At 69.7% G+C, this 11,858-nt stretch carries 14 protein-coding genes; 8 read left to right on the top strand and 6 right to left on the bottom strand.

The genetic code is table 11. The features are described from left to right. Nucleotides 1–414, bottom strand: a complete 414-nt coding sequence (gene paaI / locus EV186_RS16980; RefSeq protein WP_166659279.1) for a hydroxyphenylacetyl-CoA thioesterase PaaI — start codon at nt 412–414, stop codon at nt 1–3. Nucleotides 415–558: 144 nt separating this feature from the next. On the opposite strand from paaI, the gene EV186_RS16975 reads away from it, so the two are divergent. Continuing rightward, nucleotides 559–1,791, top strand: a complete 1,233-nt coding sequence (locus EV186_RS16975; protein ID WP_133850325.1) for a thiolase family protein — start codon at nt 559–561, stop codon at nt 1,789–1,791. A 59-nt stretch (nt 1,792–1,850) separates the two neighbouring features. Beyond that, the gene (locus EV186_RS16970; protein ID WP_243754103.1) at nt 1,851–2,240 is read left to right on the top strand and encodes a GNAT family N-acetyltransferase; all 390 of its coding nucleotides are present in this window, start codon (nt 1,851–1,853) and stop codon (nt 2,238–2,240) included. A 7-nt stretch (nt 2,241–2,247) separates the two neighbouring features. On the opposite strand, the gene EV186_RS16965 is transcribed toward EV186_RS16970, so the two are convergent. Further along, on the bottom strand, nt 2,248–3,120 hold the full coding sequence (locus EV186_RS16965) for an aminoglycoside phosphotransferase family protein (RefSeq protein ID WP_133850323.1): 873 nt from the start codon (nt 3,118–3,120) through the stop codon (nt 2,248–2,250). Between the two features lie 180 nt (nt 3,121–3,300). Between EV186_RS16965 and paaZ the strand changes: the two genes are divergently transcribed. From paaZ to paaE, 6 genes are all read left to right on the top strand, one after another. Further along, nucleotides 3,301–5,328: a phenylacetic acid degradation bifunctional protein PaaZ gene (gene paaZ / locus EV186_RS16960; RefSeq protein ID WP_133850322.1), complete on the top strand. Its 2,028-nt coding sequence runs from the start codon at nt 3,301–3,303 to the stop codon at nt 5,326–5,328. Nucleotides 5,329–5,485: 157 nt separating this feature from the next. Continuing rightward, complete coding sequence (gene paaA / locus EV186_RS16955; RefSeq protein WP_133850321.1) at nt 5,486–6,427, top strand: 1,2-phenylacetyl-CoA epoxidase subunit PaaA; 942 nt, start codon at nt 5,486–5,488, stop codon at nt 6,425–6,427. Between the two features lie 38 nt (nt 6,428–6,465). Beyond that, nucleotides 6,466–6,780 carry a 1,2-phenylacetyl-CoA epoxidase subunit PaaB gene (gene paaB, locus EV186_RS16950; RefSeq protein WP_208115726.1) on the top strand — a complete coding sequence of 105 codons (315 nt, stop codon included), beginning with the start codon at nt 6,466–6,468 and terminating at the stop codon, nt 6,778–6,780. A gap of 9 nt (nt 6,781–6,789) precedes the next feature. Further along, complete coding sequence (gene paaC / locus EV186_RS16945; RefSeq protein ID WP_133850319.1) at nt 6,790–7,677, top strand: 1,2-phenylacetyl-CoA epoxidase subunit PaaC; 888 nt, start codon at nt 6,790–6,792, stop codon at nt 7,675–7,677. Next, nucleotides 7,671–8,156: a 1,2-phenylacetyl-CoA epoxidase subunit PaaD gene (gene paaD / locus EV186_RS16940; protein ID WP_133850318.1), complete on the top strand. Its 486-nt coding sequence runs from the start codon at nt 7,671–7,673 to the stop codon at nt 8,154–8,156. Before paaC ends, paaD begins: the two co-directional genes overlap by 7 nt. A 3-nt stretch (nt 8,157–8,159) precedes the next feature. Continuing rightward, the gene (gene paaE, locus EV186_RS16935) at nt 8,160–9,230 is read left to right on the top strand and encodes a 1,2-phenylacetyl-CoA epoxidase subunit PaaE (protein WP_133850317.1); all 1,071 of its coding nucleotides are present in this window, start codon (nt 8,160–8,162) and stop codon (nt 9,228–9,230) included. Between the two features lie 10 nt (nt 9,231–9,240). On the opposite strand, the gene EV186_RS16930 is transcribed toward paaE, so the two are convergent. From EV186_RS16930 to EV186_RS16915, 4 genes are all read right to left on the bottom strand, one after another. Then, nucleotides 9,241–10,011 (bottom strand): PaaX family transcriptional regulator C-terminal domain-containing protein, encoded by a 771-nt coding sequence (locus tag EV186_RS16930; RefSeq protein WP_243754195.1) that lies wholly within the window; start codon nt 10,009–10,011, stop codon nt 9,241–9,243. 208 nt (nt 10,012–10,219) lie between these two features. Further along, entirely contained in the window at nt 10,220–10,651 is a 432-nt protein-coding gene (locus EV186_RS16925; RefSeq protein ID WP_133850315.1) for a DUF2871 domain-containing protein, read from the bottom strand. Nucleotides 10,652–10,718: 67 nt separating this feature from the next. Next, the gene (locus tag EV186_RS16920; protein WP_133850314.1) at nt 10,719–11,423 is read right to left on the bottom strand and encodes a hypothetical protein; all 705 of its coding nucleotides are present in this window, start codon (nt 11,421–11,423) and stop codon (nt 10,719–10,721) included. Nucleotides 11,424–11,438: 15 nt separating this feature from the next. Then, the gene (locus EV186_RS16915; RefSeq protein WP_133850313.1) at nt 11,439–11,756 is read right to left on the bottom strand and encodes a hypothetical protein; all 318 of its coding nucleotides are present in this window, start codon (nt 11,754–11,756) and stop codon (nt 11,439–11,441) included. Between the last annotated feature and the right edge of the window lie 102 nt (nt 11,757–11,858).

Below are 11,858 nucleotides of genomic sequence, written 5' to 3'. Positions count from 1 at the left end.
TCAGCTCCTGCCGCCTGGTGCGTGGGCCGGCCGTGTGGGCGCGATCGTGCGGCTGCGGCCGCGGAACTCGGCGACCACCTCGGGTCCGTCGGTGGTGTCGCGGTGCACGGTGACGTCGTAGATGCCGTTGCGGCCGTACCGCGTGCGCTCCTGCGCGACGGCGGTCAGTTCGTCGCCGAGCCGGCCGGCGGCGATGAACGCGATGTCGGCGCCCGCGGCGACGGTCACCGGGCCGTGGCTGTTGCAGGCACAGGCGAACGCGGTGTCCGCGAGCAGGAAGACGTAGCCGCCGTGCGCGATGTCGTGCCCATTGACCATTTGCTCGGTGATGCGCATCCTGGCCACGGCGCGACCTTCGCCGGCTTGCACGAGCTCGATGCCGAGCGAGCGGGAGGCCACGTCGGCGTCGAACATGGCGTGTGCCGCGGACCGCACCCCGTCCGGTGACACCCCGTCCTGTGACACTGGGCACCACCCTTTGTTACTGACCGAATGGACGGTTGATAATCGGTGCGCTCAGTAAAGGCATCCGCCCACGAGCTGTCAAGAGGAGTGGCCATGGCCGAGGTGTTCCTTGTCGACGGGGTCCGCACCGCTCAGGGCAAGTACGGCGGTGCGCTCGCCGGGGTGCGCCCGGACGACCTCGCGGCGACCGTCGTGGCCGAGGCGGTGCGCCGCGCCGGCGTGCCGGCCGACGCGCTGGACGAGGTCGTGCTCGGCGCGGCGAACCAGGCGGGGGAGGACAACCGCAACGTCGCACGCATGGCCGTGCTGCTGGCCGGTCTGCCCGACGAGGTGCCCGGCTACACGGTGAACCGGTTGTGTGCGAGCGGCCTGACCGCGGTCGCCTCGGCGGCCGCGACCATCCGCTCCGGTGAGGCGGACGTCATCGTCGCCGGAGGTGTCGAGTCGATGACCCGGGCGCCGTGGGTCATGCAGAAGCCCGGCACCGCATGGGCCCGCCCCGGTGAGGTCTTCGACACCTCGCTCGGCTGGCGCTTCGTCAACCCGACCTTCGCCGACTACGACAAGGCCGTGCCGGCCGGCGCCGGTCCGGAGACCCGCAAGATCACCCTCTCGATGGGCGAGACGGCCGAAGAGGTCGCCGCGCTGGACGGCATCGGCCGTGACGAGTGCGACCAGTTCGCCTTGGCCAGCCACCAGAAGGCGGTCGCCGCCATCGACGCCGGCCGCTTCGAGCGCGAGATCGTCCCGGTGACCGTGCGCGGCCGCAAGTCGGAGACCGTGGTCTCGGTCGACGAGGGCCCGCGACGGGAGAGCTCGCTGGAGTCGCTGGGCAAGCTGCGTCCCGTGTTCCGCAAGGACGGGATCGTGACGGCCGGGTCCTCCTCACCGTTGTCCGATGGCGCGGCCGCCTTGGTGCTGGCCAGCGAGGAGGCCGTCACCAAGTACGGGCTGACCCCGCGGGCGCGTGTCGTCGCCTCGGCCAGCGGGGCCGTGGCGCCGAACGTCATGGGGCTCGGGCCCGTGCCGGCCACGGAGAAGCTGTTCGCCCGCACCGGGCTGTCCGCCGATGACCTGGACGCGGTCGAGCTGAACGAGGCGTTCGCCGCGCAGAGCCTCGCGGTGATCCGCCGGCTCAAGCTCGACGAGGCTCGTGTCAACGCTGATGGTGGGGCTATCGCGCTTGGTCACCCCCTCGGGTGTTCGGGTGCCCGGCTCGTGGTGACGTTGCTCGGCCGGTTGGAGCGCGAGCAGGGTCGCCGCGGCCTGGCCACGTTGTGCGTCGGTGTCGGTCAGGGCGTGTCGCTGCTGGTCGAACGCGTGTGACGGTTCGGATTCGGCGGGCCTCGTCGACTCCTTCCGGGGCTTGGGGCGAAACCGTTGTCGTGCACGGGGTCGTCTACGAGCTAGCTGGGCTGCCCTGCCTGCTCGCTTCGCGCGATGGCGCTCAGGCAGGGGTGCTCGCTTACCACGTGTCGGGTGATGGGTTGGAAATCGTCACCCTCGAGGCGCTCGAACGGCGGCGCGGGGTGGGGACTGCGTTGGTCTCAGCCGCTTGCGAGTTGGCGTCATCGTTGGGATTGCAACGGGTCTGGTTGGTGACGACCAACGACAACCTCGACGCGTTGCGGTTCTACCAGCGGCGCGGATTCCGGTTGGTAGGACTTGCGCCCGACGCCGTCGCGGCGGCGCGTTCGGTCAAGCCGTCGATTCCTTTCGTCGGGGACTATGGCATCCCGATCCTGGACGAGCTGACTCTGGAGCTGTCGCTCTAGTCGTTCTTCACCATCCGATGGCGTCCAAGGCTTCTCGTAGGTATGCGTCACGGCGGGTCACCGCGGTGTGGGCATCCAGGTCCGTTCGGCCTTGCCTGTGCAACGGCGGCATGAAGTAGCCCATGTCCGCCGGAGTGCAGATCGCGGCCAGGATGTCGTAGTACGGCAACCAGTCCGGGTCGTCCGCCGTCTCGCGCCAGCCGTCCAGCACGGCGCTCGCCGCCGACGGTCCATAGAGGACCGCCGCGTCGCAGCGGAGGTTGCCGAGATCGATGCCCGGGTGGCCGACGCCTGCCGAGTCCCAATCGATGACCGCGGTCAGGGTGTTGCCCGCCCACATCGTGTTGCCCTGCCACAGGTCGCCGTGGACCAGTACCCGGGGTCCGTCGGGCACTGGTAACTCGTCCAGGACCGCGCGTGCCTGGGTCAGCAGGGGGCTGGTCGAGTGGTCGAACTCGACGTCGCTCAGGGAGCGATCGCGCCACGGCAGGTTCGGCGATGCTCTTGCCGGTTTGGTTGCCAGCATGGCCGCGACCCGCCCCACGGCACGCAGTCGGCCGGCATCGGGCGCGGCGGCGATCAGGCTCGAACCGGGGACGAAGGTGCTCAGCACGGCCACCGTCCCGGCGTCGGCGCCGGTTTCGTCGTAGGCGATCAACCGGGGTGCTGGGATCCCTGCTTCGGCGGCGGCCAGCAACGCGGATGCTTCGGTCGCCAGCAGCGCCGGAGCCGACGCTGTGCGCAGGACGGCCCGCGTCGTCCCGCCGGGCGACGTGAGGGTCAGCAACTCGGGACCTCTCGGTCCGCTCGGGTACTCGACGGCGATGACCGTGGCGGTGGGGTGGACGGCTCGGGCGGCCCAGGCGTGTGTCGTGTTCATGCGGTCCACGTTAGCGGCGAAAACGCCTTGTCAACGGGGGTCCGGCCAACCTGTGGACAACTCGGTTCACGAACGGAAGATTCGGTTGGCGGCATTGCTCGCCCACCGCCGACCGGCTATCATCGCCTACTGAACGTACGGTCAGTTATTCGAGCGCGACGAACCAGAAGGGCGCCCCCCATGGCAGTACTGCGCAGCTACGTCTCCGGCGCGTGGCACACCCCGGACGACGGTGCTCCGCTGCTCGACGCCGTCACCGGTGAAGAGGTGGCGCGCATCTCCTCGGCGGGCATCGACATGGCCGCCGCGCTCGACTACGGGCGGCGCACGGGTGGTCCCGCGCTGCGCGAGCTGACCTTCCACCAGCGGGCCGCGCTGCTCAAGGTCCTCGCCTCGCACCTGCGCGAGCACCGGGACGAGCTGTACGCCTTGTCCGCCCGCACCGGCGCCACGCTCGGCGACTCGAAGTTCGACGTCGACGGCGGCATCGGGGTGCTCTTCGCCTACAGCAGCAAGGGCCGCCGGGAACTGCCCAACGCCAAGATCCTCGTCGACGGTGACGTCGAGCCGCTCAGCCGCGAGGGCACGTTCCTCGGCCAGCACATCGCCACGCCCCTGCGGGGCGTCGCCGTGCAGATCAACGCCTTCAACTTCCCGGTCTGGGGACCGCTGGAGAAGTTCGCGCCCGCGTTCGTCGCCGGGGTGCCGAGCCTGGTCAAGCCGGCCAGCCAGACCGCCTACCTCACGGCGCGCCTCGTCGAGTTGATCGTCGAGTCCGGGATCCTGCCCGAGGGCAGCATCCAACTCGTCGCCGGCAGCGCGGGCGACCTGCTCGACCACGTGACGCCGCAGGACCTCGTGTCCTTCACCGGCTCCGCGTCCACCGCGCAACACCTGCGCGCGCACCCGGTCGTGGTGCGGAACTCGGTGCGGTTCAACGCCGAGGCCGACTCGCTCAACTGCTCGATCCTCGGCCCGGACGCCGTGCCGGGCACCACCGAGTTCGACCTGTTCGTCAAGCAGTTGGTCACGGAGATGACCGTCAAGGCGGGGCAGAAGTGCACCGCCATCCGCCGTGCTTTCGTTCCGGCAGAACGGATGGACGACGTCGCCGAGGCGGTCGGCGCGCGGCTGGCCAAGACCACGGTGGGCAACCCGACCTCCGAGGGCGTGCGGATGGGTGCGCTGGCCAGCCTCGAGCAGCGCGAGGAGGTGCGGCGGTCGCTGAAGTCGCTCACCGCCGCCGGAACCATCGTGTTCGGCGACCCCGAGCACGTCGACGTCGTCGACGCCGATGCCGAGCGCGGCGCGTTCATCTCGCCGGTGCTGGTGCGGGCCGACGACCCCGATCGCGCCGAGCCGCACGAGGTCGAGGCGTTCGGCCCGGTCTCGACGCTCATGCCCTACACGTCCACCGAGCAGGTCATCGACCTGGCCGCCCGTGGTTCGGGCAGCCTCGCGGGCTCGGTCGTCAGCGCCGACACCGAGTTCGTCCGCGAGGTCGTGCTCGGCGCCGCGCCGTGGCACGGCCGCCTGCTCGTCCTCGACGCCGACGACGCCAAGGAGTCCACCGGCCACGGTTCGCCGATGCCGGCGCTGGTGCACGGCGGCCCCGGTCGCGCGGGTGGCGGCGAGGAGATGGGCGGCATCCGCGGCGTCCTGCACCACATGCAGCGCACGGCCGTGCAGGGCAGCCCGAAGACGCTCACCGCGGTCACCGGTCGGTGGGTGAGCGGCGCCCCGCGCACCGAGGGCGAGCACCCGTTCCGCAAGTCGTTGGCCGAACTGAGGATCGGCGACTCCGTGGTGGCCGGTCCGCGCACCGTCACCCAGGAAGACGTCGACCACTTCGCCGAGTTCACCGGCGACACCTTCTACGCGCACACCGACCCGGAAGCGGCTGCCGCCAACCAGTTCTTCGGCGGCATCGTGGCGCACGGCTACCTGGTGGTGTCGTTCGCGGCGGGCCTGTTCGTCTCGCCGGAACCCGGGCCGGTGCTCGCCAACTACGGGCTGGAGAACCTGCGCTTCCTCACCCCGGTCAAGCCGGGCGACTCGCTCACCGTCTCGCTGACCGCCAAGCAGATCACGCCACGCGAGAACGCCGACTACGGCGAGGTCCGCTGGGACGCCGACGTCACCAACGGCGACGGCGAGTCGGTGGCCAAGTACGACGTCCTCACCCTGGTGGCAAAGGAGAAGTCATGACGCCCGCTGTGTCAGCCTCAGGATCGAGATCAGGTCGAGGGGCTGTCAACCGCACCTCAGGGGAACGTGACGCAACTCAGCCACGAGCACGGGACCAAGCAGCACCTTCCGCTGCCAACGCAACCGGCGGAGTGAAATTCGGGGAGGCGGGCCGATCATGACCGCTACCGCGGAACCGGACCTGGAGCGGCTGTTCGAGCACACCATCGAGCGCGACCAGCGCATCGAGCCCCGCGACTGGCTGCCTGAGGGCTACCGCAAGACGATGATCCGGCAGATCGCGCAGCACGCGCACTCCGAGATCATCGGCATGCAGCCCGAAGGCAACTGGATCACCCGCGCGCCTTCCTTGCGGCGCAAGGCGATCCTGCTGGCCAAGGTGCAGGACGAGGCCGGGCACGGGCTCTACCTGTACTCCGCGGCCGAGACGCTGGGGGCCGACCGGGCCGACCTCACCGAGAAGCTGATCAGCGGCAGGCAGAAGTACTCGTCGATCTTCAACTACCCGACGCTGACCTTCGCCGACGTCGGCGTGATCGGCTGGCTGGTCGACGGCGCGGCGATCTGCAACCAGGTTCCGTTGTGCCGCAGCAGTTACGGTCCCTACGCGCGGGCGATGATCCGCATCTGCAAGGAGGAGTCCTTCCACCAGAGGCAGGGCTACGAGCTGTTGATGACCATGATGCGCGGCACCGAGGCCCAGCGGGCGATGGTGCAGGACGCGGTCAACCGGTGGTGGTGGCCGTCGCTGATGATGTTCGGCCCGCCCGACGCCGAATCGCCCAACACCGCGCAGTCCATGGCGTGGAAGGTCAAGCGGCACACCAACGACGAGCTGCGCCAGCGGTTCGTGGACATGTCGGTGCCGCAGGCGAAGGCGCTCGGCGTGACGCTGCCCGACCCCGAGCTCAAGTGGAACGAAGAGCGTCAGCACCACAACTTCGGCCCGATCGACTGGGACGAGTTCAAGCAGATCCTCAAGGGCAACGGCCCGTGCAACGCCCAGCGCATCGCGCACCGGCGCAAGGCCCACGAGGACGGCGCGTGGGTGCGGGAAGCCGCGGCCGCCTACGCCGCGAAGCAGGAGGGACGGGCATGACCGAGCTCACCGCGGAGGGCGGGCATGGCGCCGTCCCGCTGGAAGGTGTTCCGGCGGGGTCGAGCCAGGTCAAACACGACTGGCCCCTGTATGAAGTGTTCGTACGCGGGAAGCGCGGGCTGAACCACGTGCACGTCGGCTCGCTGCACGCCGCCGACGACGAGATGGCCCTGCACAACGCGCGTGATCTCTACACGCGGCGCAACGAGGGCGTGAGCATCTGGGTGGTGAAGGCAACGGACATCACCGCGTCCAGCCCGGACGAGAAGGACCCGTTCTTCGCGCCCAGCGGCGACAAGGTGTACCGCCACCCCACCTTCTACGAGATCCCCGACAACGTCCCCCACATGTGAGTTGAGGCAATGTCGTTCGACAACGCCTACGAGGCGATCTCCGAGAACAACGACGAAACCCGGTGGGCGTTCGGCACCGGGTTCGTCGACCCGTTGTCCGGTGTGGACACCAGCGTGCCGGACGGCGTCGACGGCGCCGACCTGGCGGCGTACTGCCTGATGCTGGGTGACGACGCGTTGATCATGTCGCACCGGCTGCAGCAGTGGTGTTCGCACGCGCCCGAGTTGGAGGACGAGCTGGCCATCGCCAACATCGCCCTTGACCTGCTCGGCCAGGCGCGGTTGCTGCTGGCCCGGGCGGGCAAGGCCGATGGCAGCGAGCGCTCGGAGGACAGCTACGCGTTCTTCCGCGAGGAACGCGACTTCCGCAACGTCCGGATGGTCGAGCTGGTCAACGGCGACTTCGCGGCGACCATGGCGCGCCTGCTCACCTTCTCGGTGTGGCGCCTGGCGTTGTTGCAGCGCCTGGAGTCCTCGCGCGACCCGGTGCTGGCCGCCATCGCGGCCAAGGGCGTCAAGGAGGTCACCTACCACCGCGAGTACGCGGCGAACTGGGTGGTCCGCCTCGGCGACGGCACCGAGCTGTCGCACCAGCGGATGCAAGCCGGCTTCGACGCGGTGTGGCCGTTGTACGACGAGTTGTTCGTCGTGCACCCGGTCGAGCGGCGGCTGGCGGGCATCGCCGCGGACAGCGACGGGCTGCGGTCCGAAGTGGACGACGTGCTGACGCAGGTGCTCACCGCGGCGACCCTGACCCGGCCCGAGGACAGCGCGGGCAAGGTCGTGGGCCTGGTCAGCGGCATGGCCGGGCGCGACGGCGTGCACACCGAGGACATGGGTTACCTCCTCGCCGAGCTGCAGAGCGTGGCCCGCGCGCATCCGGAGGCGACGTGGTGAACGCGCTCGCGATCGCCGGGACGGTCACCGATCCCGAGCTGCCGATGCTGACGCTCGCCGACCTCGGCGTGCTGCGCGAGGTGTCCGAAGAGGACGGCCGGGTGGTCGTGTCGATCACGCCCACCTACAGCGGCTGCCCCGCCATGGACACGATGCGCGACGACCTGGAGCACGCCCTGCGCGACGCCGGGTACACCGAGGTCGAGGTGCGCACCGTGCTGCACCCGGCCTGGTCGAGCGACTGGATCAGCGACGAAGGCAAGCGCAAGCTGGCCGAGTCGGGGATCGCCCCGCCGGCGGCCGCACCCCGCGGCGGTCCGGTGTTGCTGACCCTGGGCGCGCCGCCACGCAAGGTCGCCTGCCCGCGGTGCGGCAGCGACGACACCGAAGAGGTGTCCCGCTTCAGCGCGACGGCCTGCAAGGCGTTGCGCCGCTGCCGGTCCTGTCTGGAACCGTTCGAGCACGTCAAGGAGATCTAGACCGTGACAAGCACCCTGCGCGGCGGCTTCCACGAGCTGACCGTGGCCGCGGTCGACCGCCTGTGCGACGACGCCGTGGCCGTCACCTTCGACGTGCCGGACGAGCTGGCGGAGGAGTTCGCGTTCCGGCCGGGTCAGTCGCTGACCGTGCGGCGCATGGTCGACGGCCGCGACGAGCGCCGGTCGTACTCGATCTGCGCGCCGGCGGGCGCACCGCCACGGATCGGCGTCCGCGAGGTGCCGGACGGCGTGTTCTCGAGCTGGCTGGTCCGCGAGCTGAAGGCGGGCGACCGGGTCGAGGTCGGCGTGCCCACCGGGCGGTTCATCCCGGACGTGGCCACGGCCGCGCACCACGTGCTGATCGCCGCGGGCTCGGGCATCACGCCGGTGCTGTCGATCGCGTCGTCGGTGCTGACCAACGCCGACGCCACGGCGACCCTGTTGTACGGCAACCGCCGCACCGACACGGTGATGTTCGCCGACGAGCTCGCCGACCTGAAGGACCGCTACCCGGCGCGGTTCGAGCTGATGCACGTGCTGTCGCGGGAACCGCGTGAGGCGGAGATCTTCACCGGCCGGCTCGACACCGCGAAGCTGGAAGCGGTGCTCGACCGGCTGATCGCGGTCGACCAGGTGGATCACTGGTGGCTGTGCGGTCCGTTCGAGATGGTCCTTGGCGCGCAACAGGTCCTGCGTGACCGCGGGGTCGCGGCCGACCGGATCCACCAGGAGTTGTTCTTCGTCGAGGACACCCCGCCGGAGCAGGTCCACCACGAGGACGCGGTGCCCGAGGGCGCGACCAGCGAGGTCACGGTCGTCCTGGACAGCCGCTCGACCACGGTGGCGCTGCCGCGCGACGTGTCCTTGCTGGAGGGTGCGCAGCGGGTGCGGCCGGACCTGCCGTTCGCTTGCAAGGGCGGCGTGTGCGGCACCTGCCGGGCCCAGGTCACCGACGGCGAGGTGAACATGCGCCGGAACTTCGCGCTGGAGGAGTCGGAGGTGGCGGCGGGTTTCGTGCTGACCTGCCAGTCGCTTCCGGTGTCCGACAAGCTCACCGTCAATTACGACGCCTGACCGGACGAGATCAGGACTCGACCAGAGCGGTCCAGTACGCCTGAGCCCCGCCATGCCAAGCCTCGTGCTGGGCGTGGAAGAGGTCGGCCGCCTTGGCGCCGCTCCAGCCGGTCGGCAGCAACTTCGCGGGCACCTGCGGGTCCAGGAACGGGAACCGCCGCCATTCGTGGACCAGGCGTGTCTGCGCCTGCAGGGTCGCCGCGCCGACGGCCGGTCGCAGGCCGGTGAACTCGTCGATGAAGTCCTCGTACCGGGCCTCGAGTTCGGTCAGGTCCCAGGCCCGGCCGATCATCGTCTCGGGATCGCCGATCTGCCCGTATTCCGCCACGAACGACATCACCGGTGCGCCGACGTCCAGGTCGGCCACGATCGCCGCCACCTCGGCCTGGCGCGACGTGTCCGCGCTCAGCCACACGCCGGGCACCGGGGACCCGAACCCGGCCCAGGTGAGCCGGGTCCGCACCCGGTGGCGCAGGTCGCGCTGCGACTCGGGCACGGACAGGATCACCACCAGCCAGCGGCCGTCCCACTCGCCCTGGTCCCGGCCGAAGGCGTAGATGCGTTCCGCGCCCTCGGTGAGCAGGCGCCGCCCCGGCGCGGTCAGCGTCCACCGCACGCGCCGGCCCATCCGCTCGGAGACCAGCCAGCCCTCGGCCGCGATGCGGGCGAGGGCCTGGCGGGCCGACTTCTCCTCGATGTCGAACAGGCCGAGCGCGTCGACCAGCGTCGACGTCCACACCGGCTCGGCGCGGGGCAGGACGTACTCGCCGAGCACCGTCATCAGCAGCGAGCGGGCGCTCGTGTGGCTCACCTCGCGGCGCCGGCTCACCACGGGCTTCGCTCGCTGCCCAGCCTCAGCCATCAGACCCCACCACCCTCGCGCACCGGCACCCGCCTGTCGTGCGTTGCCGCGCCCAAGCATAGCCACGCCACGTCAGAAGCCCGCAGGTCACGCCACAGGTCCGGCCCGGCCGGACGGGCTTGTGTGGTCAGTCGGTCTTGACCGCCCGCGCCTGCACCGCGGCGACGACCGGACGGCGCAGGGCGAGGAAGAACAGCACGAATGCCACGGTCAGGATGATGTGCCCCAGCCCGGAGATGCCGTCGAGGGCCGGGGATTCCCCGCTGCCGCCCACCGTGCGCACGCCGTGCACGACCATCATCACGATGGTGAGCAGAAGGCCGCCGTTGTAGACCCAGAAGAACCAGGCGAACATCTTCGTGCCGGAGATCGCGAACGCCTTGTCGAGCACCAGCACGATCAAGAAGAACAACGTGCCCAGCGCCAGCAGGTGGGTGTGCAGCACCGAAAGCTGGCTCTCACCGGTGAAATCGTGGGCTTTCGTGTACTCGCGGTAGAACAGACCGGCCCCCAGGCCGAGCAGGGTGTAGACCGCAGCCGCATAGAACGACTTCAGCATTCTCGTGCTCACCTTCTGTTGAATTCCCGCCCTGCGATCACCTTAGGGCCACGCGCAAGCCGGACGATCAGGCGGCCGGTTCCTTCGCCTTCGGCTTCACCTGCCACATGCTCGGGTCGTGCACCGGTTCGGCGACCGGGCGGATCCCCGCGAAGTCGTTGGCCTGGCGGGCCAGGAAGATGCCGTTCTCCCGGTACTGGCCCATCTGCTGCACGGCGTCGGCGATCAGGTTGTTGACGTTGTGCACGAAGTTGTTCAGCGCCTTCATCACCTCGATGCCGGCCTTCGCGGGCGCGAGCGGGCCGAAGATGATCGCCTCACCCAGGCCGATGCCCGCATCCGCGAGGTCGTGCGCGCAGTCGCCGATGAACTTGATCGCCATCTTGTAGGTGTCGTAGACGATGCCGACGCAGTTGGTCATCACGCCCGCGATCTCGTTGAGCGCGCCCTCGTTGCGGTCGAACGTGGCGGTCGTGTTGATCGCGTACGTGCTGTAGGAGTCGAACGCACCGCCCTGCCAGTAGGCGATCAGGTTCTCGCGGGACTCGTTGACCGAGTCGCGGCACGAGGTCATGTAGTAGCTCTCGCCCCACCAGACGGCCAGTTCCTCGCAGCGATCCGCGTCACCGAACAGGTCGTTGCGGATCAGCTTGAGCATGTCCAGGGCGCCCTGGTGGTGGTGCTTGGTGGCCGCGTCGTGCACCTTGCCGGCGTTGTCCGTCGGCCACGGCGCCTTCTGCTTGTCGAAGTTGTTCCAGGCTCCGGTCCCCATGGGTCCCCTCCGTGCTCAGTGCTCGTCGATGTAGCCGAACTTGCGGTAGTAGGCCTCGTCGCGGCGCTCGTAGTCCCCGGCCACCTCGGCCAGTGCGTGGCCGGTCATCTTCAGCTGGTTGGAGCCGGTGTCGGCCTTGCCGCGGATCTCGTCGACGGCGTTGTTGTAGTCCTTGGTGAACCCGGCCATCCGGCCGATGACGCCCATGCTGTGCTCGGACAGCACGGCGCGGCCCTCCAGTCCGCCCGCGAACTCCTGCCACACGTCCGCCGAGTAGTCCCAGGACTGCTGGGCTTGGCGCAGCGCGGCGGGAACGACGTGGTAGTCGGTCATCCTCGTGTCCTAATCAGTTCTGGGAGTGAGTCATCCGGCACACTCCTGGTGGTAGCCGGCCGGCAGGTGAGCACTGATCGTTCCTGGACGTTGAGTCCTGCT

It is taken from the genome of Labedaea rhizosphaerae, assembly GCF_004362825.1.
Lineage (GTDB): Bacteria > Actinomycetota > Actinomycetes > Mycobacteriales > Pseudonocardiaceae > Labedaea > Labedaea rhizosphaerae.
The sequence above is the reverse complement of the archived record's forward strand: the minus strand, read 5'-3'. Positions and strand labels throughout refer to the sequence as shown.